The sequence below is a fragment of the Vibrio sp. ED004 genome (genome assembly GCF_023206395.1).
Lineage (GTDB): Bacteria > Pseudomonadota > Gammaproteobacteria > Enterobacterales > Vibrionaceae > Vibrio.
On sequence record NZ_CP066149.1, the window covers coordinates 882,805 to 904,135 of the forward strand.

Here is a 21,331-nt window from a genome sequence, read left to right on the forward strand (position 1 = left end):
ATTATTCCTTGCTACTACCAATGCCTGTGAGAAACCATTCACAGACGAGTAAAATCGTTAAATATTGCCAGAGCCATCAATGAGAAGAGGATTGCCCCTCCCACTCTGTACCCCATTTCCTGAACTTTCTCAGGTACAGGTTTACGAGTAACGGCCTCAATAGCGAAAAACAGCAAATGTCCGCCATCAAGCATAGGCAGCGGAACCAAATTAATAATCCCTAAGTTAACACTAATCAGAGCCAAAAAACCCAAGAAGTAAACCAGACCATAATCGGCGGTTGTACCTGCACCTTTAGCGATTGAAATAGGGCCACTCAAGTTGTTTAAGCCAACATCACCAACGATGAGCTTCTTAAGCATTGTCAGTGTCAAACCAATGATTTGACCTGTTTTATCAAATGCTTTTCCTACAGACTCAATTACACCAAATTGTAACTCAAAGCGATAATCTTCTGGCCATTCTGCGACTTCCGGAGCAATACCTGCATAGCCGATTGTCGAACCATCAGAAAGCTCTCGACTTTTTGGTGTCATAACCAATGACTGCTCAGCACCATTTCGCAATACGACCAAGTCCAATGATGTCATTGGATTTGCACGAATTAACTCAACAACAGACTGCCACTGTTCAATAGGTTGCCCGTCAATCTCAACAATTTTATCGCCAACTTCAAAACCTGCGTCGTATGCAGCGCCATCATCAATGATTTGAGCAAGCACTGTCGATATCTCTGGAGAATACGGTCTAAAGCCCAGCGTTGTCATTGCAGATTCAGTTTCTGGGTTGAACGACCAGTCTGAAATATCCAATGTCATTTGTTGCTCAAAGCCGATATCGTCTTGAGAGGCAACCGTCACTGTCATGGATTGATCACCAATGTGTGATATCAAACCCATATTGACTGATTCCCAATCTGCGGTTTTGATTCCTGAAATAGATTTAAGTTCCATCCCAGTTTCAATTCCGGCTTGTGCAGCAATAGATTGCGGAGTGACTTCACCAATCACGGGTTTAACCGCGGGTACGCCAATCAAAAATACTAGCCAATACGCGAACACCGCAAAGATAAAGTTGAATGCAGGGCCTGCACCCACTATCGCCGTTCGTTTCCACAACGGCTTCTTGTCGAAAGCGTATTGCTGTTCATCTTCAGAAAGGTCATCTACACGACCATCGAGCATCTTAACGTAGCCGCCCAGTGGAATCACTGACAAGCTGTATTCAGTACCATCACGGCCCACTTTACTCCAGATTGATTTACCAAAACCAATCGAGAATTTTTCAACTTTCACACCACAACGACGAGCAACCCAGAAGTGTCCAAACTCATGAACAGCGACCAAAATGCCAAGCGCTACGATAAAAGATGCGAAGTTCCACAGAATTCCACTCATGCTAGCTGCTCTTTAATAAATTGAATGGCTATTTGACGAGACATATTATCGAGCTCGAGAAGGCTTTCCAAGCTATCTAAGCCCTCAGAGTTATGTTGTTCACATACTTTGCTCATAACGTGTTCGTTAATGACAGCAATATCGGTAAACCTTACTTGATTGTTCAAGAAAGCATCGACCGCAATCTCGTTTGCCGCATTAATGGCTGTTGTCGCATGCTGACCTAAGTAGCACGCTTCAATCGCTAGCCTCAAACACGGGTAACGACTGAAATCTGGTTCTAAGAAGGTAAGCTCACCCACTTTCGTAAAGTCTAAAGGCTTAACACCCGCTTCGGTGCGATTAGGGTAAGACATCGTCAAAGCGATTGGCGTTGCCATATCTGGTTCGCCCATTTGAGCAAGCACAGAGCCATCCTTGTACTGGACCATAGAGTGGATCACGGACTGCGGATGAATGATAACCTTTAACTGCTCCTGAGAAGCATTAAATAGCCATTTCGCTTCAATGTACTCTAGCCCTTTATTCATCATAGTCGCAGAATCGACAGAGATCTTAGGACCCATAGACCAGTTAGGGTGTGCAATTGCGCGTTCAGGAGTCACTGATTCGAGCTCAGCCACATCTGTATAACGGAAAGGACCTCCAGAACCCGTCAGAAGAATATGGTTAATGCCGTTTTCTTCAAGGTCACAGAGGCCTAGGTTGGTTTGTACGTTCTGCGGAAGGCATTGGAAAATAGCATTATGCTCACTGTCGACAGGAAGTAGTTCTGCACCGTATTTTTCCACGGCGTCGATGAACAGCTGCCCAGACATCACCAAAGCTTCTTTATTAGCAAGCAAGATACGCTTACCCGCTTTAACCGCAGACATCGTAGGAAGTAGACCTGCTGCACCAACAATCGCAGCCATTACTGTATCCACGTCTTCTAAAGAAGCAACCTGACACATGCCTTCAGAGCCTGAAAGGACTTTAACGCTTGGGTAATCCGCAGACAACATGTCAGTCAACTGAGATGCAGCATCAGGGCAAGCCATAGCAACATAGCTCGGTTGCCACTTTTCAACTAACGCCAGCATCTTTTCAACATTCGAGCCGGCAGCCAGTGCTACAACCGAATAGAGATCTGGGTTTTGCTCAACGACTTTTAGGGTACTTGCACCAATTGAGCCGGTAGCGCCAAGGATAGTTAGATTTCGCATCACATATGACCGTAGAAATGTAATAAAGGGCAGAATCACTGCCCTTTTAATTAGAATGCTAAATAAAGCAGAGCAAAGACAGGGAATGCAGCCGTTAAGCTATCTATTCTATCAAGTATACCACCATGACCAGGAATCAGATTACTACTGTCTTTTACCCCAGAAACACGCTTAAACATACTTTCAACAAGGTCACCAAGAACAGAGATAACGACGGTCACAAGGGTAATAACAATCATGTGAAGCGGGCTGGTGAATTGGATATCAAATAAATCAGCGAAGATCCAAGCCACGATCACAGCAGTAATAATGCCACCAATCAAACCTTCAATGGTCTTGTTAGGGCTTACTGCTGGCGCCATTTTACGTTTACCAAAGCTCTTGCCTGCAAAATAAGCACCGCTGTCTGCAGCCCACACAAGCAAGCAAACAAACATCACCAATTTCGCACCGTGGTAAGGTTCTACATCAATACCATTAGCACGCAGGATAACCACACTCCAGAAAAATGGTAGCAGAGTCAGCACACCAAAGGCGTGACGAAGAAGAGAGGAATCTTTCCATGCAGGCATAGACTTAGGATAAGTCACAGCCATGCCACTCGCGATTACCCACCAAATCGAGCCAATCGTTAGAATGGCGTAGTGAGCACTCGATAAATTATTGAGACTAAATGCATCAAAAGGGATAAAAGCAAAACTTGCAGCACTTACCACAACCGTAGGAATCAACGCTAGATAACGCGATTTGCTTTCAACAAATTGAGTCCACTCCCAGTATCCCAATAGCGAAATAACCGCTAATGAAAGAATAAACGTAGGAAGTGATAACTCGAAAATTCCCAGAATAACTAGAGGAGCCAAAATCAACGCCGTAATAATTCGTTGTTTCAAACCAAAAAATCCTTATTAACTGTCCATCAGAGCTTTAATTTGCTCACCGGTGCATCCAAAACGACGCTCACGGTTAACAAACCAAGTCACAGCTTCTACTAAGCTGTCTTCATTAAAGTCTGGCCAGAATTGTTCAGTGAAATACATTTCGGCGTAAGCCAACTGCCAAAGCATAAAATTACTAATGCGGCATTCGCCACTGGTACGGATAAGTAGATCAACCTCAGGAATATCTGCCATAGTCAGGTGCTGTGTAATCATAGCTTCATCAATGTCATCTACATTAATATCGCCAGACTTTACCTGTTGAGCAATAGAGGTCATTGCTTGCTGGATATCCCACTTACCGCCGTAGTTGGCTGCAATATTAATAACCATACCCGTATTGGTGCTAGTCAAAGCTTCCGCTTCTTCTATCTTCTTTTGTAGTCGAGCATTAAAACGACTTTTATCACCAATAACACGAAGTTGCAGATTATTTTTATGAAGCTTTTTTACTTCACTCGATAGCACTGAAATAAACAGTTCCATCAAGATACCGACTTCTTCTTCAGGACGACGCCAGTTCTCGCTACTAAACGCAAAAAGAGTAACGGCTTTAATGCCAAGTCTGGCTGCAGAAGAGATGGTTTTACGAACGGCTTGAACACCGTTTTTATGACCAAAGACACGAGGTTTGCCCTGAGCTTTTGCCCAGCGACCATTACCATCCATAATGATAGCAATGTGTTTAGGAAGAGAGTCTGTGAACGCTTGAGAATTATGCATAAAAGAGTGAATCAAATTCTAATAGTCGAACAGAGTAGCATAAAAAAACGCTGCACCGTGAGTACAGCGTTTTTCCGGAAAGAAAAGATTATGGAAAATTAAACTTCCATCAACTCTTTTTCTTTAGTTGCTAGAACTTCATCTACGTTCTTAACCGCAGCGTCAGTTAGCTTTTGAATTTCGTCTTGTGCTTTACGATCTTCGTCTTCAGAGATTTCTTTATCTTTAAGAAGCGCTTTTAGATCGCCATTCGCGTCACGACGGATGTTACGGATAGCAACACGACCACCTTCAGCTTCGCCACGAACGATTTTAACTAGGTCTTTACGACGCTCTTCCGTTAGCGGTGGAAGTGGAACACGGATAACCGTACCCGCAGACATAGGGTTTAGACCTAGGTCAGATGTTAGGATTGCTTTTTCAACTAGAGGAGTCAGTGTTTTATCAAACACTGTGATAGCTAGTGTACGCGCATCTTCAGCGATAACGTTCGCTACTTGAGTCAAAGGTGTTGGAGCACCGTAGTACTCAACAGTAAGACCAGAAAGTAGGCTCGGGTGCGCACGACCTGTACGAATCTTTTGCAGGCTGTTTTTTAGTGCATCAACACTTTTTACCATGCGCTCTTGAGCGTCTTTTTTAATTTCGTTAATCACAATTTCACCTTGATTATGTTCTTTCTTCAAGAAAGCTTTTTATTTGGAGTGATAAGGATAAGCTTACCAAAGTATAACACCTCAGTAAGCCCGAAAAATTAGTCAGCGTCGCTGATTAATGTACCTTCAGTTTCACCCATAACCACGCGACGTAGTGCGCCTGGTTTATTCATGTTAAATACACGGATTGGCATTTTGTGATCACGTGCTAGCGTAAATGCAGCCAAGTCCATTACTTTCAGTTCTTTATCAAGAACTGTGTTGTAAGACAACGTATCATACAGCTCTGCGTCTGGGTTTGCTACAGGGTCAGAAGTAAATACACCATCTACTTTTGTCGCTTTTAGAACTACGTCAGCTTCGATTTCGATACCACGTAGACATGCAGCAGAATCCGTAGTGAAGAATGGGTTGCCTGTACCAGCAGAGAAGATCACAACACGACCTTGACGTAGTTGGCTGATTGCATCTGCCCAGTTGTAATCGTCACACACACCTTTAAGAGGGATTGCCGACATTACACGCGCGTTTACGTAAGCACGGTGTAGAGCATCACGCATCGCAAGGCCGTTCATTACCGTTGCAAGCATACCCATGTGGTCACCAACAACGCGGTTCATACCTGCTTCTGCAAGGCCTGCACCACGGAACAGGTTACCGCCACCGATAACAACGCCCACTTGAACACCTAGTTCAACCAATTCTTTTACTTCTTGAGCCATACGATCAAGGATCGTCGGGTCAATACCAAAACCTTCTTCGCCTTGTAGTGCTTCACCGCTAAGTTTTAACAGAATACGTTGATACGCTGGTTTAGGGTTCGTAGTCATGGAGTTTACCTTCCAAAGAGTTGATGATTAACAGTCATGGATAAAAACTGAACATGTCAGTTCGCATTCATAACAGCTAACGTTGCAAGCAAAAATAATTCACTATTCATAAAAAGACCGCAGCATTTGCCACGGTCTCTTTTCAAACAATACGCTAAGGATTAACCTTTTTGTACCGCTGCAACTTCGTCAGCAAAGCTCATTTCAGCTGCTTTCTCGATGCCTTCACCAACTTCTAGACGTACGAAGTTAGATACTGAAGCGCCTTTCTCTTTAAGGATAGCACCAACAGTTTGCTTAGGCTCCATGATGAAAGCTTGACCAGTTAGAGAGATTTCGCCCGTGAATTTCTTCATACGGCCAACAACCATTTTCTCTGCGATTTCAGCTGGTTTGCCTTCGTTCATAGCGATTTCAACTTGAACTGCTTTCTCTTTAGCAACTACGTCTGCAGGTACGTCTTCTGGGTTTAGGAACTCAGGACGTGATGCAGCAACGTGCATTGCAACGTGCTTAAGAGTTTCAGCTTCGCCTTCACCAGCAACAACAACACCGATTTTCTCACCGTGACGGTAAGAAGCTAGTGCAACACCAGAAACGTATTGTACGCGACGGATGTTGATGTTTTCGCCGATTTTTGCAACTAGAGCAACACGAGTCTCTTCGAACTGTGCTTGTAGCTCTTCAACAGTAGCTTGAGAAGCTACTGCAGCAGCTGCAACTTCTTCTGCGAATGCAGTGAAGTTAGCATCTTTTGCTACGAAGTCAGTTTGGCAGTTAACTTCAAGAAGAGCAGCTACGCCGTTCTCTTCTTTGATGATGATTGCGCCTTCAGCAGCAACGTTACCAGCTTTCTTAGCTGCTTTCGCTGCGCCAGACTTACGCATGTTTTCAATTGCTAGTTCGATGTCAGCGTTTGCTTCTACAAGCGCTTTCTTACATTCCATCATGCCAGCGCCAGTGCGCTCGCGAAGTTCTTTAACTAGAGCTGCAGTTACAGTTGCCATTCTCTATTCCTCAGTAAATTCTAAAAAAGATAAAAAACAGGGGCCTAATTAATTGGCCCCTGATATTGACTGTATTCAGTCCGTTAAGCCACCGATTATGACCGCTTAATATGAACTAAATATGGCTCAGAGCCGCTATTATTCAGCTTCTACAAAACCGTCTTTTTCAGCAGCTACAGCAGCAACATCTTTGTTGCGACCTTCTTTAACCGCGTCTGCAGCAGCGTTTAGGTAAAGCTGTACTGCACGGATTGCATCGTCGTTACCTGGGATAACGAAGTCAACACCGTCTGGGTTAGAGTTAGTATCAACTACAGCGTAAACTGGGATACCTAGGTTGTTTGCTTCTTTAACTGCGATGTGTTCGTGATCAGCATCGATTACGAATAGAGCGTCTGGAAGGCCGCCCATGTTCTTGATACCACCAAGAGATTTCTCTAGCTTCTCCATTTCACGAGTACGCATTAGAGCTTCTTTCTTAGTAAGCTTGTCGAAAGTACCGTCTTGAGCTTGCGCTTCAAGTTCTTTCAGACGCTTGATAGACTGACGAACAGTTTTGTAGTTCGTTAGCATACCGCCTAACCAGCGGTTGTTAACGTAGAACTGGTTGCTGTTGATAGCAGCTTCTTTAACAGCTTCAGATGCAGCGCGCTTAGTACCAACAAAAAGAACTTTACCTTTCTTCTCGCCAACTTTAGCGATTTCAGCTAGAGCTTCGTTGAACATTGGTACAGTTTTTTCTAGGTTGATGATATGTACTTTGTTACGAGCACCAAAGATGAATGGCTTCATTTTTGGGTTCCAGTAACGAGTTTGGTGACCGAAGTGAACACCAGCTTTAAGCATATCGCGCATTGATACAGTTGCCATTTTAAAATCCTCTATGGGGTTAGGCCTCCACATCCCCCATGAATCCGACCCCTAACAACTAACCACTTTTCAGCCGTTATTCGTGTTGTTGAGGCACCCCGGAACATGTGTCGGAATGTGTGTGATTTAAAGATATAAGTTAGTAGACACAAAGTCAGTTTCGCCAATTGGAGAAAACAGTCCTGATGTCCGGCGCGCTTTATACCATATTTTGTCTATCTATGGCTAGAAAAAAATCTAAAAATGGCGACTGCTATACTGATCCCTAAAGGCAAATTTCCTCTATAAATAGTGTCCCTTTCCAATCACTTCGGTATCAACAAACCGAACATTATTCACTCAGGCTGAGAAGTATCCACCAGCATTGTACGGATATGGGAATGTTGCGCTAAATTGCTGCACTGATAGAATAGCCCCAATATGCACACTTAGGTGCTACCAAATTAAGAGATATGCAATGGCTGTAAAAATTAAAACTGCTGAAGAAATTGAAAAAATGCGCGTCGCCGGCAAGCTGGCTTCTGAAATTCTAGAGATGATTGAACCTCACATTCAAGTGGGTACAACGACAGAAGAGCTAAACCAAATCTGTCACGAGTACGCTCTAGAAAGAGGCGCATACTCAGCACCACTTGATTACCACGGTTTCCCTAAGTCTATCTGTACGTCTATCAATCACATTGTGTGCCACGGTATTCCAGCATCACAAGATGAGACTGGCAGCACTGGTCAATTCAAACCTGCAGTACTAAAAGATGGTGACATTCTTAACGTTGATATCACGGTAATCATCCCTGATGACGAAAACGCAGATCTAAGCGTTCGTCCACAAGGTTACCACGGTGACACCTCTAAGATGTTCCTAGTGGGTGAGGTTTCACCTGCAAACAAGCGTCTGTGCATGGTTGCTCAAGAAGCACTTTACGAAGGCATGCGCCAAGTTAAGCCAGGTGTTCAACTTGGCCAAATCGGTACTGCTATCGAGAAGTACATCAAAACAAACAACAAGAACAACCCACGTGCGAAGTTCTCTATTGTTAAAGATTACTGTGGTCACGGCATTGGTTCTGAATTCCACGAAGATCCACAAGTGGTTCACTACAAGAACAGCGATCGCACCGTGCTAAAAGCAGGCATGTGCTTCACTATCGAGCCAATGATCAACGCGGGTAAGTTTGGCTGTCGTCTTGATGACGAAGATAGCTGGACAGTATACACAGCAGACAGCAAGAACTCGGCTCAATGGGAGCACACTCTGGTTGTAACTGATACTGGTTGTGAAGTACTAACACTGCGCAGCGATGATACAATCCCACGTATCATGAAGAACGCTTAGTTCACCGAACTGAACTCACCAGCCTTTTAAAAATATCCTCGCATCGTCGAGGATATTTTTTATCCGCTCAATTTCGATTTTCCATCAGCTTCTGTTAAATTGTTTACTATTCTCATTTGCTTGCACGGATAGCAGACTATGCCTTATCAATGCCCTCTTACGTTCAATGACGAACAAATTGAAATCTGCGAATTAAAAAATCAGCTCGAGATCTTCACGCAGTATCAGAAAAATGAATTTCTGAACCACCATCCCGTCACCGATTTGGTTCTATTGCGCTCCGAATACATGGATTTACTTCTCAATCGTTTGTGGGAAAATTTCGGATTCAACAAACTGCCTCATATTTCACTTGTCGCAGTGGGTGGCTATGGTCGTGGCGAACTGCATCCTTTGTCTGACATTGATATTCTCATCGTCTCGCAAAAAACATTGCCACCAGCACTCGGCGAGAAAGTCAGCCAATTCATCACCCTACTCTGGGATTTAAGACTCGAAGTCGGCCACGCTGTGCGCACCATTGCCGAATGTCTTGAGATCGGCATTGATGATTTAACCGTTGCGACCAACCTTCAAGAATCGCGATTGTTGTGTGGCAGTGAAGACACCTTCCAAGAGCTAAAACTGAAGATTCACTCCGATTCATTTTGGCCAAGTGAAACCTTCTACAAGGCTAAGATTCAAGAACAGAGAGAGCGTCACGCTCGCTACCACGACACCACTTACAACCTTGAACCCGACATCAAATCGACTCCAGGCGGACTCAGAGACATCCATACCCTGAGCTGGGTTGCGCGTCGACACTTCGGTGCGACATCTTTGCTTGAGATGAGTAAGTACGGCTTTCTAACTGATGCCGAGTATCGTGAGCTCGTTGAGTGCCAAGATTTCCTATGGCGAGTTCGTTTTGCACTGCACATTGAACTGCGCCGTTATGACAACCGCCTCACCTTTGCCCATCAAGCTCAAGTCGCTGAACATCTGGGTTATACGGGTGAAGGGAATCATGGCGTCGAGATGATGATGAAGGAGTTCTACCGAACCCTTCGTCGTGTTGCTGAACTGAATAAGATGCTGCTTAAGCTGTTCGATCAAGCGATCATCAATGGCGGTCAAACCCAAGACGCTGAGGTTCTCGACGATGACTTCCAACGTCGAGGTTCGTTGATCGAAGCGCGCAAGCCTGCCCTATTCCAAGCAAGACCAGAAACCATTCTCGATATGTTTATCCATATCGCCAATGACTCGACTATCGAAGGGGTTAGTCCCCCAACATTGCGACAACTGCGAACAGCACGCCGTCGATTGAACCGATTCCTGCATACCATTCCTGAAGCTCGTGATAAGTTTATGGATCTAGTTCGTCACCCAAATGCCCTGCACAAGGCCTTTAGCTTAATGCACAAGTTGGGCGTACTCTCGGCGTACTTACCACAATGGAGCCAGATCGTTGGTCAGATGCAGTTTGACCTATTCCATGTTTACACCGTGGATGAACACAGTATCCGCCTGCTCAAGCACATCAACCGCTTTGGTCAAATCGAAAACCACGATAAGCACCCTATCTGTTGTGAAGTGTACCCACGCTTACAGAAGAAAGAGTTGCTGATCCTTGCCGCTATCTTCCATGACATCGGCAAAGGCCGCGGCGGAGACCACTCTGAGATAGGTGCAGTTGAGGCTTACTCTTTCTGTATTGAACATGGGCTCTCAAAGCCAGAAGCCAAACAAGTGGCGTGGTTAGTACAAAATCACCTATTGATGTCAGTAACGGCTCAACGTCGTGATATCTACGACCCAGATGTGATCACCGAATTCGCCAAAAAAGTGCGTGATGAAGAATCACTCGAGCTACTGGTTTGTTTAACCGTTGCCGATATCTGTGCGACTAACCCTGAGCTATGGAACAGCTGGAAACGAACCCTGTTAGCTGAGCTATTCCACTCAACGCAGCGAGCACTGCGCCGCGGCTTGGAAAACCCTGTCGATGTCAGAGATCGTATTCGTCATAACCAACAAATGGCATCAGCACTGCTACGTAAAGAGGGATTCACCGCTCGTGAAATTGAAGTGTTATGGCAACGCTTCAAAGCCGATTATTTTTTGCGTCACACACATAAACAAATCGCTTGGCACTGTGAGCACTTACTTCGCCTAGAAGACCCAAGCCAACCGTTAGTACTGATCAGTAAGAAAGCGACGCGTGGTGGCACAGAAGTGTTCGTTTACTGTAAAGACCAAGCGGCACTGTTTGCGACCGTAGTTGCCGAACTCGACAGACGTAACTTTAACGTTCACGACGCGCAGGTCATGGTCAGCAAAGATGGTCATGTTTTGGATACCTTTATCGTATTAGACCAACACGGCGAAGCGATTGATGAAGCAAGACACAAGGCCGTTGCTAAGCATCTGACTCATGTATTGGCTGATGGCCGACCAACTAAGGTTAAGACACGTCGCACGCCACGTAACTTGCAACACTTTAAGGTCAAAACCTTAGTTGAGTTCCTACCAACCAAGAGCAAGAAGCGCACCTTGATGGAGTTAAGAGCTCTTGATACGCCGGGGTTATTGGCTCAAGTAGGTGCAACCTTCGCGGAACTAGACATCAACTTACACGGTGCCAAAATCACCACCATAGGTGAGCGAGCAGAGGATTTGTTTATTCTGACCAGTGAAGCCGGTGGAAGACTGTCTGAAGAACAAGAACAGGCGCTACGAGAACGATTAACCGAGCACGTTTCGGAACTCGCACCTTAGAAAGCGAATTCAGTCTAAAAGCTGGTTTAATAACCAAATAAGTGTGGGTAAAGATAGAGAGCGATCTTGCCCACAACTTACAATCAATTCACAGATATCAACTATCTAGCTCGTCGTTAGACTGCTACATTGATCAAGTCAATTACATAAAAGTATTACATTCATAACCTAGAGGTCGCTTATGTATCCAAACCTCACTGGCTTAGGTATCCACGAACCTAAACAGATTGAACGTTACTCACTTCGCCAAGAAGCGCACAAAGATATCCTGAAGATTTACTTTCGTAAGCAGAAAGGTGAACTGTTCGCGAAAAGCGTTAAATTTAAGTACCCACGACAAGTAAAAAGTGTGCTTGTTAGCGGTGGCAATAATCAATACAAAGAAGTGACAGAGATTAACCGCAACCTCACTCTTGTGATTGATGAGCTCAACAAGATCACCAAACCGACGCCAACGGCTGAAGTGGATGTGAAGCAGAAGATCCTTACCGACTTACGCCATCTAGAGAAAGTGGTATCAAGTAAGATCGCTGAGATCGAAGCCGATCTAGAAAAGCTAAAATGATCCCGCGACTAACTATTACTGTTAACTAACCAACATTAGTTATGCCGTTAAGATTATGCAGATACAAAAAGGGCTGATATCACTATCAGCCCTTTGTTTTATTCTACTTCTAAGCTTGCTTAGGTGCGTGTGCTTTTAGTTAGACGAGCACGCTTTAGCATCGATTAAGTTGGTGTCCCACTCAAAGGTTTCAAACAACCTTAACCACGTTTCATCTAGGCTAGCCTTCATGACCAACTCTTCTTTCGTGAAAGGATGAATGAAGCGTAATTCAGACGCATGCAGCAACAAACGGTGCGAATCTAAATCATCACGAAACAGTCTATTGTGCTTACCATCACCATGTGAGGTATCACCCACGATTGGGTGTCTTAGGTGAGCCATATGACGACGCAGCTGATGTTTACGACCTGTCTTTGGCATCATCTCAACCAAGCAGTAGCGGCTAGTCGGAAAACGCCCCGTTGAATATGGCACTTCAACTTTTGCTAGCGGTTCATAAACTGTCACCGCCTCTTGCGCGTCTTTGTCTTCTTTCGCGAACTTATCTGCGATCTTATCCAATTCAACTTTCAGTGCGTAATCGAGCGTATCGCCCTCTTCTATCCAACCACGAACAATTGCATGGTAAGTCTTTTGCATCTCATGGTTAGCGAACATTGGCATTACCTCAGAGGCAACCTCACTCGACAGAGCAAACACCAATACGCCAGACGTTGGGCGGTCTAAGCGATGCAGAGGAAAGACGTGCTGACCAATTTGATCACGCAGTGTTTGCATCACAAATTGAGTCTCGTGTTTATCCAACCATGAGCGATGCACTAGCATGCCCGCGGGCTTATTCACCGCGACAAAATACTCATCTTGATAAATGATTTCTAACATTACGCGCATACCTCATCAATGCTCTGAATCGTCACTAGCAGTTCGGCCTTGTCTGCCTCATTTTTCCATACTTCGCCAAAGTAAGGATGAATCGCGAAGCCCTTTGGTAAGCTCATTTGTGCATCCATCATTGCGTTGATCTTCACGATGAAGATCCACTGCAACCACTCTTCAGGTTGTAACGAATCAATCGCGAAAGGTTCAACACTGGCCAGAGCTTCGTCCGAAGGTGGAACATTACTCCACAGCGAACATTGGCGCATTTGTTGTTCTAATTGTTGAAGTAAAAGAGGTAACTTTGTGGCAGCTGTCATTTTTCACCAAGTTATTTATCTAGTGACCTTGAAATTGGGGCATAGAGTACCATCTATTTAGGAAAGAAAGTTAGGAGCTTTATTACTATGGAAACGATTCACACGCTCACTCAATTACTCAAGAATAGCGGTTGCCAATACGATATCTACGACCTAGGTCGTCGCATTCAGAAGATCGACAACACATTATTCTCTGATGTTGAGCAAGGGAAACAGCCGTACCCATTTCCACTTCAGAAACAAGCTCACTTAGCCATTAGTTACTGGAACGAACACAAGCAACCTTGGATTTGGTTCCTAAAGTTCAAGCTGGACGAAAGAGGCCTATTGCATCAAGGCGATGTAGGCAACTTCCTTAAGTTTGTTATCGAAGCGATGGGCACACGTTTAAACGGCGAGATCAGCGAAGAGCAACAACAAAAGCTGTCTAACAACCCATATACGTTTAAGCCTTCAGAAGACAAGATGGCCGTGTTCCATAGCCAAGTCAGAGCAAGTTTAGACCTGGCAACTAGCCAATACTACGAACACGCTCAACACTACTTCACTGGCGAGCTAGGCTGGGACAACTGGAAAACGGTTGGACTTCAAGGCATCACCGATATGTGTGCTCGCCTAGGCAGCCAACAAAACGGTGTCGCGATTCGCAAAGCATTGAACAAACTGCCATCAGAACCTCTATACGCAACACTAGGGGCGCTTGAGCACACGCAAATCAATGACAAGCTGGCTCAACGCTTACAAGAGATGGCTGAAAATGAAATCAACAGCCAAGAACCGGATCTGTTCTTGCTGTCTGCGTTGGTTCGTGCCCTTTCCGGTGCTGAGCAAAGCACAACGAATGCCGTCATTAACCAAGTTCTGGCGAGCCCACGCTTAAGTCACCAAGAGGTGTTAATTGGTTTGGCTGGTCGTAGCTGGCACGCACTGCAAGACCCAGCGATTGCTGATCAATTCTTGCTGCGTCTCGCACAAACAGGCAACCAAAACTTGTTCAATCAGTTATTTGCAGATTTAGTGATGATTCCAACTCTGAGAATGGTATTTTTACCGCTACTGAACTCAAATCCATCACCAGAACTTGCCAACGCACTGGTCGAACTGCAGCAAGCGGCTAAAGCTAAATAAGAAAAATAGGCTAAATAAGCTCACAAAGAGAGTCACTCTGTCGCTCATCAAAATGCGCAACTATCACAATTGGAATGAAGAGATAAAAAAGGAAGTATGGATTAAATGATAGATAACTTATTGGCTATTTTGTTTCTGTGCTTCTTTTGCTTTTTATTTTGGCAGCAGCGCAGGCAATCAGAGCTTGCGAAGGCTGCCATTGCGAGAAAGTGTAAAGAACTGGACTTACAGTTGTTGAGTGTCGCTTTTAGTGGTCATAAGCTTAAGATGCGCCATGAGTTAACCACGATTTGGTGCTGGCATACTGTGTACCAATTTGAGTTTTCAGCGTTAGGTGATGACCTGTACCAAGGCAAACTGACCATGGTTGGCTTCCGCTCTATGCGGTTTGAGCTACAGCCTCATAGAATGTAACGTCACAATACGCGGTATAGCGATATTCATGATAAGGGCCAAACTGATCTTGTTTGGTCTCTTTAAATGCAAAGCCGAGTTTTTCTAATAACTTAATAGATGGATTATGACCGACATTGACGGTTGCAACGACATTCGTTAGGTGCTCTTCAAAACACACCAAGCTAAAGAAAGGTTTTAGTACTTCACTCGCAAGGCCTTTATTCCAGTGTTCTTTATCCAAAATAAAGCCAAGTTCATGCCTGCCCTTTTCAGATGAAATAAAGACATGTCCTAGATATTCGCGAGTTTGGTTATGGATGATCGCACGGCAAAAGCCGACGTTGTCTTGCAGTATTTCTTGAAAAAGGTGCTTCGCAGAGGCAACAGAATGCGGCCCGTTCATTTCAGCACGATTAATGGGGCAGCAGTTTAACTTAATAAAGTCGAGTTCTAGCTGTTCAGTATAAGGTACCAACAGCGTTCTTGAGGTTGCTATCGTCATAAAACACTCCTTGTGTTGACCATTAGCAGAAAAGCAGATGTCGCGCTCTTAGATGAAAAGCTCTCGACTAAAAAGAGCCTCCTAGACAGAGAAAGCTTCAGAAAAAGAAAAGCCCCGACACCGAAGTGTCAGGGCTAGGGTCTTACTCGCAGCAGTCCGGCTACTAATTAATGCTCCATGCATCATCCATAATAGTGGCTGTAATCCTTCAGCTCTTTCCTTTACTTCGCCGTCCTAGCGGTGTCCAATCATCCTGAAAGCTAACAATCCTAGTTAGCGCACATCACTTGTTCCGTGAGCGGTGTCCTTTACATCGTCCTGATGCTAATCCAACCCTTTAATCCTAAAGGTGTCCATTGTCATTCCGTTGCAGCTAACTTCCTGTTAACTGACTGTATCCCTACAATGTCCTTACGCTCCATGCTTGATCACTCAATCCTAAGTAACCAAATCTTCATCCTGAAGATAACCAAATCCTTGGTGCTTTCCTGTTCCGTGTCAGAATCCTTCCGACAAGGTTTAATTTACGCGATTTAGGATTTCGGACAATAGATTTGCATCACACTTTGAATCCAACCGAGTTGTTAATTATATAAAACATTTAAAATTCAACGCTTTAACAATATGCATATCAATCTCTCTAGACAAGTATTCGTGTTATCTCACAGCCTTTGTAAGAGATCTCTCACACGCCATGGGATGTTTTATGATTCGCTATCATCCACCGGAGCGAGTAAAATGACCAAAGACTAAAAATGGAGGTCAACATGCTGACAAAAGATGTTTCTGAAGAGTTGAAATCGGTGCTTGAAGGACTGCAAGCACAAGGCAAAGAGCCGACCGTTGCATTAGTAAAAGCTCGCATGAGTACATCGGTTCCCATGCCAGCTTTAATCACCACCATCAAGAGCTGGAAAAGTGCGAATCGCGTTCCTAAAGTTGAAGTCGCGACACAAGAAGAGCCAGCACTAGACCGTGTTAGCCAACTGGAAAAGCAAATCCTAGAACTTACCGCTCGTGTTGCCACGCTTGAAGCTAAGTTAACTGAGCAATAAGCTAACTGAGAAATAGAACACTATGAAGATATGGGTTGATGCGGACGCTTGTCCCAAGGTTATCCGAGAAACCATCGTACGCGCAGCTGAGCGAACTGGTGTTGAATGCACCTTCATCGCAAACCACGTTGTTCCTGTACCAAAACGAGTGAACATCCACTCGATTCAAGTACCAAGCGGCTTCGATATCGCCGACAACGAAATAGTAAAACGAACAGAGAAAGGCGACCTTGTCATTACTTCAGATATCCCTCTGGCTGACGAAGTGATCACCAAAGGCGCACTAGCACTGAGCTCGCGCGGTGAGCTTTATACCAAAGAAACCATTAAAGCGCGTCTCAACATTCGTGATTTTATGGAAACCATGCGTTCAAGTGGCATCCAAACTGGCGGACCAAGCACCCTTTCTCAAACCGACCGTCGTGAGTTCGCCAACCACCTCGATCGCCTGCTAGCAAAACGCTAACCTCGACTTTTCTTATTAAGAGAGAGTTCAAAGCCATCTCCTAGTCGCTTTAGCCCAGATGAAATTTTAATCGACATACTCCGTTCTTGATAATTATTACAATAACGGAGTATTGATTATGGTTCGTCGAATCGCCCTCTCGCTATCCATTCTTTTTTGCAGCACTCAGCTTTCCTTTGCCGATGAAAGTTTTGCTGATGAAGGCTTTGCCCACAAAAATTTCGCCTATGAAGAATACGGAATCATAGGAGGCAGCATCACCTATGGTGAAAGTGTTTTCTCCACTAAAAGTTCCCCTCAATTCGGTGCAACACCCAACCTCTTCTATTCCGGTCCGAAAGGCTTTATTGATGGCAGCCTAGCCAATTGGCAACTGCTGCCTTATGTCGGGTTATCAGGAAACTGGCGCTTTGCTGAAGTGTCAGACACCTTCGTTGATCTGCCTAATGGTATTCAAGACAGAGATGGCAATGGAGAGTTAGGGATAACCTTAGGCACGGTAGGCGCACGCCTGACCTATTTACACGACGTGACTTCAGAACATAACGGCTACGAAGTTCAGCTCCACTTAGGCAGAACCTTGGAGACGTGGACCCAGCCATTCACTATTACGCCTTACCTAGAAGTCGACTATCGAGACAAGAAGCTCTCAAATCATCTTTACGGCATTTCTAACGCTGAAGCTTCTTCCTCAGGTTTGAGTCCGTTTGATTCTGGGTCAACCTTTGTCTATCAAGCTGGGTTAATTGGACTTTATGAGTTCACACCCACTTGGATTGGTATCGCACGAGCTGACTTAATACATCACGACAGCAACAGTGACTTGATCCAGCGAGATTTAGGTTGGTCATTTGAATTAGGGGTGACCTATCGTTTTGCGGGGTTGTAAGTTTGTAGGCTGCAATAGTTTGTATGCTTGAATAATTTGCAGACTCCAATAAAAAGAGCCTGCATTGATGCAGGCTCTTTGGTATCTCATAGTTTAAGTTGATAGCGAATCAAATATTCACTTATCACTGCTTACTAAGGCGTGTAGTACGTTGCAGCGCCCGGACCTACTGGTAGGCCAAATACGAATACCCAAACGTAGAACATTAAGCTCCAACCAACCAAGAATACGATTGAATATGGAAGCATAGTTGCAATCAGAGTACCGATACCAAGGTTTTTCATGTAACGCGTTGCTACAGCAAGGATTAGACCAAAGTAGCTCATCATTGGAGTAATGATGTTCGTTGTTGAGTCACCGATACGGTAAGCCGCTTGAATCGTTTCTGGTGCGTAGCCTACTAGCATTAGCATTGGAACGAAGATAGGTGCTGTTACAGCCCACTGAGCAGAAGCCGAACCGATCATCAGGTTAATGAAGCCACACATTAAAATGAATGCGAAGAACAACATTGGACCCGTTAGGCCGATATCCTGTAGGAACGTAGCACCTGCAACTGCGAATACTTGACCGAAGTTAGTCCACTTAAAGAAAGCAACAAACTGAGCAGCGAAGAACACAAGTACGATGTACATGCCCATTGAAGACATAGACTTAGACATTGCATTGATTACATCACGGTCTGTTTTCATTGTGCCGGTAACTTTACCGTAAACAAAACCAGGAACTGCGAAGAATACGAAGATGAACGCTACGATACTTTTCAGGAATGGAGAACCTGAAACCGTACCTGCTGCTGAACGTAGAACACCATCAGCTGGAACAATCGTCCATGCAAGAAGTGCAGAAACCGCTAATACTGCGATACCCGCAAGCTTAAGGCCTTTCTTCTCAACGTCTGTTAGCTTGCCCATTGAATCATTTGATAAATCTTCAGACGCTTCTTCGTCGTTGTATTTACCCAGTTTTGGTTCAACAATCTTCTCAGTTACGAATGCACCCGTAATTGCGATGAAGAAAGTAGAAACAAACATGAAGTACCAGTTTGATTCAGGACCAACGTTGTAAGTCGGGTCAATCATCTGCGCTGCTGTTGTGGTAATACCAGAAAGCAGTGGATCAACCGTACCGATTAGAAGGTTTGCAGAGTAACCACCAGATACACCAGCAAATGCTGCCGCTAGACCAGCTAATGGGTGACGACCCAAAGAGTGGAAAAGCATTGCTGCAAGCGGGATAAGTACTACATAACCCAGCTCTGAAGCCGTGTTAGAGATAATACCGGCAAAAACTACGGTTACCGTAACCATGCGCTTAGATGCGCCCATTACCATGCCACGCATCGCCGCAGATAATAGACCTGAGTGCTCAGCAATCGCTACACCTAGCATTGCAACAAGCACAGTACCTAATGGTGCAAAGCCAACAAAGTTTGTCACTAGATTAGTAACAATGAGCTGTAAGCCTTCAGCATTAAGTAAGCTTACAACGTAGATCATGCCGTCAGCAGCACGACCTGGAGCACCTTCTGGACGAGGGTCCATAACAGATACTTCAAAATATCCAGCGATACCTGAAGTAACTAGAATAGCGACACAGAAGATTGCGAAAAGAGTGATCGGGTGGGGTAATAGATTCCCCAAATACTCAACACCATCGAGAAAACGGGTAAAAATAGGTTTCTTTGGCGAGTTGTTTTTTATTGAAGCTGATGAACTCATCAGTTCCCTCCTTGTAGTGATTCCTATGCAATTGTGACAAAAATGTTCAAATTGCCAGCGAAGGGTACGCGACAAAATTATCAATTAGAAATTCAAAATGTTACAAAATGTGTAACAAACGACGATTTTTAACTCTATTTGAACAATTAATTAGCAAATAAATCTATATTAAACACAAAATCTAGATTTATAATTCACAATTACGCATTCACTACAAATATAACTAACGATATAACCTATTGATTCACTTGAAAATAAAACATATCGTACGCTAAATAAACACTCTATCTTTAATCCAGTTCCTCTTGAGGGGAAAGAAAAACAGGCAAATGAATGAAGTTTGACTTTCCCCTCGTTTTTTACACACGTGTCACATCAAATTGACGGCTTATTTCTGAACCGCTTTGAATCTCGGATTGGTTTTACAGATAACATAGTGACGGCCTCTGCGTTTTACTATCTGACAATCCGGGTGACGGTTCTTTGCACTTTTCAGTGATTTCACGACTTTCATTTATTTCGCTCCCTTACCTAATTGACCAAAACGACGAGTGAAGTTTGCAACACGTCCCTCTTTATGTAGCACTCTCTGTTTACCGGTATAGAACGGGTGCGACTTTGACGACACTTCAATAGTGAAATAAGGATAAGTATTGCCATCTTCCCATTCGATAGTGCGGTCTGTTTTCAGCGTAGAGCCGATTAAGAAGTACTCATCAACGCTGGTGTCATGGAACACCACTGTGCGGTAGTCCGGGTGGATATTCGGTTTCATTGTCTTTCCCTAAATAATTAAATTGTTATGTTATAACATTGCAAATGTTAATCATTATCAAAAGAAAAACAAGCGAATTTATGATATTTTTCCGCCATAGATCGTAATTAGAGAGCGTCTACTCATGCACTCCATTGAACCTATTGGCTTTATAGAGTCTCCTTATAAAGAGAAGTTCGCAGTACCAAGGCAACCTAGATTGGTGCCAACATCCACCTCAAGAGTCAGGCTGGTTGACGCGGCAAACTGCCTTGAATCTGTTCGTAACATCGAACAATTCAGCCATGTATGGCTGCTATTTCTATTCGACAAGAACCTTGAAGCAGGCTGGAAACCAACAGTGAGACCACCTCGGCTCGGTGGTAATGAACGCATAGGTGTGTTCGCATCACGTGCGACATTCAGGCCGAATGGGATTGGTATGTCTGCGGTTGAGCTCAAAGGTGTCTCTCAAGAAAAGGGGCAAACTTGGTTGGACTTAGGCAGTGTCGATCTCGTCGACGGCACGCCGATCATCGACATCAAACCTTATATCCCCTACTCGGATTCAATTCCTGATGCATTGGGAGGTTTTGCTACTGATGAACCAGAAGTGCTAGACGTGAACTTTTCACAGCAAGCCCAAGCGAAACTGGCACAGCACCCGCAGGCGCGCCATATCATTCAGGTGATCAAAGAAGTGCTTGGTCAAGATCCAAGACCTGCCTATAAAAAAGGCAAGCCAGACAGTAAGGAATATGCGGTAAATTTGTTCGATCTTAACGTGAAATTCGTTGTTGAAGCGCTTTTCATCAATGTAACTGACATTGAACGCTTTTGAGATCCCAAATAGGCTGATATTATATGCGGCTATATCAGATTTGCTGTCGTCACTCACCGCAGCAAATTTTCTTTTATCAATGATGAAACGGAT

At 44.4% G+C, this 21,331-nt stretch carries 23 protein-coding genes; 9 read left to right on the forward strand and 14 right to left on the reverse strand.

What is annotated here, in order from left to right; all coding sequences use genetic code 11:
• Positions 1 to 38: 38 nt before the first annotated feature.
• The 8 genes from rseP to rpsB all read right to left on the reverse strand — a co-directional run bounded on the left by rseP (position 39) and on the right by rpsB (position 7,626).
• Positions 39 to 1,397: a sigma E protease regulator RseP gene (gene rseP / locus ITG10_RS03750; protein ID WP_017630766.1), complete on the reverse strand. Its 1,359-nt coding sequence runs from the start codon at positions 1,395 to 1,397 to the stop codon at positions 39 to 41.
• The gene (gene ispC, locus ITG10_RS03755) at positions 1,394 to 2,602 is read right to left on the reverse strand and encodes a 1-deoxy-D-xylulose-5-phosphate reductoisomerase (protein ID WP_248386710.1); all 1,209 of its coding nucleotides are present in this window, start codon (positions 2,600 to 2,602) and stop codon (positions 1,394 to 1,396) included. Before ispC ends, rseP begins: the two co-directional genes overlap by 4 nt.
• Positions 2,603 to 2,652: 50 nt before the next feature.
• Positions 2,653 to 3,495 (reverse strand): phosphatidate cytidylyltransferase, encoded by an 843-nt coding sequence (locus ITG10_RS03760; protein WP_017630767.1) that lies wholly within the window; start codon positions 3,493 to 3,495, stop codon positions 2,653 to 2,655.
• Positions 3,496 to 3,510: 15 nt separating this feature from the next.
• Positions 3,511 to 4,263, reverse strand: a complete 753-nt coding sequence (locus tag ITG10_RS03765) for an isoprenyl transferase (RefSeq protein WP_017630768.1) — start codon at positions 4,261 to 4,263, stop codon at positions 3,511 to 3,513.
• Positions 4,264 to 4,361: 98 nt separating this feature from the next.
• Positions 4,362 to 4,919 (reverse strand): ribosome recycling factor, encoded by a 558-nt coding sequence (frr, locus tag ITG10_RS03770; protein WP_026084234.1) that lies wholly within the window; start codon positions 4,917 to 4,919, stop codon positions 4,362 to 4,364.
• 98 nt (positions 4,920 to 5,017) lie between these two features.
• Positions 5,018 to 5,749, reverse strand: coding sequence for a UMP kinase (gene pyrH / locus ITG10_RS03775; RefSeq protein WP_017630771.1), 732 nt, complete (start codon positions 5,747 to 5,749; stop codon positions 5,018 to 5,020).
• 161 nt (positions 5,750 to 5,910) lie between these two features.
• Positions 5,911 to 6,756: a translation elongation factor Ts gene (gene tsf, locus ITG10_RS03780; RefSeq protein WP_017630772.1), complete on the reverse strand. Its 846-nt coding sequence runs from the start codon at positions 6,754 to 6,756 to the stop codon at positions 5,911 to 5,913.
• 138 nt (positions 6,757 to 6,894) lie between these two features.
• The gene (gene rpsB / locus ITG10_RS03785) at positions 6,895 to 7,626 is read right to left on the reverse strand and encodes a 30S ribosomal protein S2 (RefSeq protein WP_032547152.1); all 732 of its coding nucleotides are present in this window, start codon (positions 7,624 to 7,626) and stop codon (positions 6,895 to 6,897) included.
• Between the two features lie 457 nt (positions 7,627 to 8,083).
• On the opposite strand from rpsB, the gene map reads away from it, so the two are divergent.
• The 3 genes from map (at position 8,084) to ITG10_RS03800 (ending at position 12,287) form a co-directional block, all read left to right on the forward strand.
• Entirely contained in the window at positions 8,084 to 8,962 is an 879-nt protein-coding gene (gene map / locus ITG10_RS03790; RefSeq protein ID WP_048612219.1) for a type I methionyl aminopeptidase, read from the forward strand.
• 138 nt (positions 8,963 to 9,100) lie between these two features.
• The gene (glnD, locus tag ITG10_RS03795) at positions 9,101 to 11,722 is read left to right on the forward strand and encodes a bifunctional uridylyltransferase/uridylyl-removing protein GlnD (RefSeq protein WP_017630774.1); all 2,622 of its coding nucleotides are present in this window, start codon (positions 9,101 to 9,103) and stop codon (positions 11,720 to 11,722) included.
• A gap of 181 nt (positions 11,723 to 11,903) precedes the next feature.
• Positions 11,904 to 12,287 (forward strand): DUF3461 family protein, encoded by a 384-nt coding sequence (locus ITG10_RS03800; RefSeq protein ID WP_004734354.1) that lies wholly within the window; start codon positions 11,904 to 11,906, stop codon positions 12,285 to 12,287.
• A 135-nt stretch (positions 12,288 to 12,422) separates the two neighbouring features.
• Here the strand turns inward: ITG10_RS03800 and truC are convergent, their stop codons facing one another.
• Both truC and ITG10_RS03810 read right to left on the reverse strand, forming a co-directional pair.
• The gene (truC, locus tag ITG10_RS03805; RefSeq protein WP_017630775.1) at positions 12,423 to 13,172 is read right to left on the reverse strand and encodes a tRNA pseudouridine(65) synthase TruC; all 750 of its coding nucleotides are present in this window, start codon (positions 13,170 to 13,172) and stop codon (positions 12,423 to 12,425) included.
• The gene (locus ITG10_RS03810; RefSeq protein ID WP_017630776.1) at positions 13,172 to 13,486 is read right to left on the reverse strand and encodes a YqcC family protein; all 315 of its coding nucleotides are present in this window, start codon (positions 13,484 to 13,486) and stop codon (positions 13,172 to 13,174) included. Before ITG10_RS03810 ends, truC begins: the two co-directional genes overlap by 1 nt.
• Before the next feature lie 87 nt (positions 13,487 to 13,573).
• Between ITG10_RS03810 and ITG10_RS03815 the strand changes: the two genes are divergently transcribed.
• The gene (locus ITG10_RS03815) at positions 13,574 to 14,614 is read left to right on the forward strand and encodes a DUF3549 family protein (protein WP_017630777.1); all 1,041 of its coding nucleotides are present in this window, start codon (positions 13,574 to 13,576) and stop codon (positions 14,612 to 14,614) included.
• Between the two features lie 105 nt (positions 14,615 to 14,719).
• A complete protein-coding gene (locus ITG10_RS03820) occupies positions 14,720 to 15,028 on the forward strand; it encodes a DUF3301 domain-containing protein (protein WP_017630778.1) in 309 nt (102 codons plus the stop codon).
• Here ITG10_RS03820 and ITG10_RS03825 read toward each other — a convergent pair.
• Positions 14,994 to 15,512 carry a GNAT family N-acetyltransferase gene (locus ITG10_RS03825; RefSeq protein ID WP_017630779.1) on the reverse strand — a complete coding sequence of 173 codons (519 nt, stop codon included), beginning with the start codon at positions 15,510 to 15,512 and terminating at the stop codon, positions 14,994 to 14,996. The two genes, ITG10_RS03820 and ITG10_RS03825, sit on opposite strands and share 35 nt — an antisense overlap.
• Positions 15,513 to 16,279: 767 nt before the next feature.
• Here ITG10_RS03825 and ITG10_RS03830 point away from each other — a divergent pair.
• The 3 genes from ITG10_RS03830 to ITG10_RS03840 all read left to right on the forward strand — a co-directional run bounded on the left by ITG10_RS03830 (position 16,280) and on the right by ITG10_RS03840 (position 17,922).
• A complete protein-coding gene (locus ITG10_RS03830; protein WP_017110392.1) occupies positions 16,280 to 16,567 on the forward strand; it encodes a hypothetical protein in 288 nt (95 codons plus the stop codon).
• A 22-nt stretch (positions 16,568 to 16,589) separates the two neighbouring features.
• On the forward strand, positions 16,590 to 17,033 hold the full coding sequence (locus ITG10_RS03835) for a YaiI/YqxD family protein (RefSeq protein ID WP_017630780.1): 444 nt from the start codon (positions 16,590 to 16,592) through the stop codon (positions 17,031 to 17,033).
• A 118-nt stretch (positions 17,034 to 17,151) separates the two neighbouring features.
• Positions 17,152 to 17,922, forward strand: coding sequence for a MipA/OmpV family protein (locus tag ITG10_RS03840; RefSeq protein ID WP_017630781.1), 771 nt, complete (start codon positions 17,152 to 17,154; stop codon positions 17,920 to 17,922).
• A gap of 134 nt (positions 17,923 to 18,056) precedes the next feature.
• Here ITG10_RS03840 and ITG10_RS03845 read toward each other — a convergent pair whose 3' ends face one another.
• The 3 genes from ITG10_RS03845 to ITG10_RS03855 form a co-directional block, all read right to left on the reverse strand.
• Positions 18,057 to 19,643, reverse strand: coding sequence for an AbgT family transporter (locus ITG10_RS03845; protein ID WP_017630782.1), 1,587 nt, complete (start codon positions 19,641 to 19,643; stop codon positions 18,057 to 18,059).
• Positions 19,644 to 20,031: 388 nt separating this feature from the next.
• The gene (gene ykgO / locus ITG10_RS03850; protein ID WP_123301017.1) at positions 20,032 to 20,157 is read right to left on the reverse strand and encodes a type B 50S ribosomal protein L36; all 126 of its coding nucleotides are present in this window, start codon (positions 20,155 to 20,157) and stop codon (positions 20,032 to 20,034) included.
• Positions 20,158 to 20,418 carry a type B 50S ribosomal protein L31 gene (locus tag ITG10_RS03855; RefSeq protein ID WP_008222928.1) on the reverse strand — a complete coding sequence of 87 codons (261 nt, stop codon included), beginning with the start codon at positions 20,416 to 20,418 and terminating at the stop codon, positions 20,158 to 20,160.
• Between the two features lie 124 nt (positions 20,419 to 20,542).
• On the opposite strand from ITG10_RS03855, the gene tsaA reads away from it, so the two are divergent.
• Positions 20,543 to 21,238, forward strand: coding sequence for a tRNA (N6-threonylcarbamoyladenosine(37)-N6)-methyltransferase TrmO (gene tsaA, locus ITG10_RS03860; RefSeq protein WP_017630783.1), 696 nt, complete (start codon positions 20,543 to 20,545; stop codon positions 21,236 to 21,238).
• Positions 21,239 to 21,331 lie beyond the last annotated feature (93 nt).

What these genes read in the sequence shown, in the direction of transcription:
- ITG10_RS03825 (WP_017630779.1), bottom strand. Translation starts at nt 15,512, where the DNA reads ATGACGATAGCAACCTCAAGAACGCTGTTGGTACCTTATACTGAACAG.
- ITG10_RS03830 (WP_017110392.1), top strand. Translation starts at nt 16,280, where the DNA reads ATGCTGACAAAAGATGTTTCTGAAGAGTTGAAATCGGTGCTTGAAGGA.
- ITG10_RS03855 (WP_008222928.1), bottom strand. Translation starts at nt 20,418, where the DNA reads ATGAAACCGAATATCCACCCGGACTACCGCACAGTGGTGTTCCATGAC.
- map (WP_048612219.1), top strand. Translation starts at nt 8,084, where the DNA reads ATGGCTGTAAAAATTAAAACTGCTGAAGAAATTGAAAAAATGCGCGTC.
- truC (WP_017630775.1), bottom strand. Translation starts at nt 13,172, where the DNA reads ATGTTAGAAATCATTTATCAAGATGAGTATTTTGTCGCGGTGAATAAG.
- ITG10_RS03835 (WP_017630780.1), top strand. Translation starts at nt 16,590, where the DNA reads ATGAAGATATGGGTTGATGCGGACGCTTGTCCCAAGGTTATCCGAGAA.
- ykgO (WP_123301017.1), bottom strand. Translation starts at nt 20,157, where the DNA reads ATGAAAGTCGTGAAATCACTGAAAAGTGCAAAGAACCGTCACCCGGAT.
- ITG10_RS03820 (WP_017630778.1), top strand. Translation starts at nt 14,720, where the DNA reads ATGATAGATAACTTATTGGCTATTTTGTTTCTGTGCTTCTTTTGCTTT.
- ispC (WP_248386710.1), bottom strand. Translation starts at nt 2,602, where the DNA reads ATGCGAAATCTAACTATCCTTGGCGCTACCGGCTCAATTGGTGCAAGT.
- ITG10_RS03810 (WP_017630776.1), bottom strand. Translation starts at nt 13,486, where the DNA reads ATGACAGCTGCCACAAAGTTACCTCTTTTACTTCAACAATTAGAACAA.
- ITG10_RS03840 (WP_017630781.1), top strand. Translation starts at nt 17,152, where the DNA reads ATGGTTCGTCGAATCGCCCTCTCGCTATCCATTCTTTTTTGCAGCACT.
- tsf (WP_017630772.1), bottom strand. Translation starts at nt 6,756, where the DNA reads ATGGCAACTGTAACTGCAGCTCTAGTTAAAGAACTTCGCGAGCGCACT.
- pyrH (WP_017630771.1), bottom strand. Translation starts at nt 5,749, where the DNA reads ATGACTACGAACCCTAAACCAGCGTATCAACGTATTCTGTTAAAACTT.
- tsaA (WP_017630783.1), top strand. Translation starts at nt 20,543, where the DNA reads ATGCACTCCATTGAACCTATTGGCTTTATAGAGTCTCCTTATAAAGAG.
- ITG10_RS03845 (WP_017630782.1), bottom strand. Translation starts at nt 19,643, where the DNA reads ATGAGTTCATCAGCTTCAATAAAAAACAACTCGCCAAAGAAACCTATT.
- rseP (WP_017630766.1), bottom strand. Translation starts at nt 1,397, where the DNA reads ATGAGTGGAATTCTGTGGAACTTCGCATCTTTTATCGTAGCGCTTGGC.
- ITG10_RS03815 (WP_017630777.1), top strand. Translation starts at nt 13,574, where the DNA reads ATGGAAACGATTCACACGCTCACTCAATTACTCAAGAATAGCGGTTGC.
- rpsB (WP_032547152.1), bottom strand. Translation starts at nt 7,626, where the DNA reads ATGGCAACTGTATCAATGCGCGATATGCTTAAAGCTGGTGTTCACTTC.
- glnD (WP_017630774.1), top strand. Translation starts at nt 9,101, where the DNA reads ATGCCTTATCAATGCCCTCTTACGTTCAATGACGAACAAATTGAAATC.
- ITG10_RS03800 (WP_004734354.1), top strand. Translation starts at nt 11,904, where the DNA reads ATGTATCCAAACCTCACTGGCTTAGGTATCCACGAACCTAAACAGATT.
- ITG10_RS03765 (WP_017630768.1), bottom strand. Translation starts at nt 4,263, where the DNA reads ATGCATAATTCTCAAGCGTTCACAGACTCTCTTCCTAAACACATTGCT.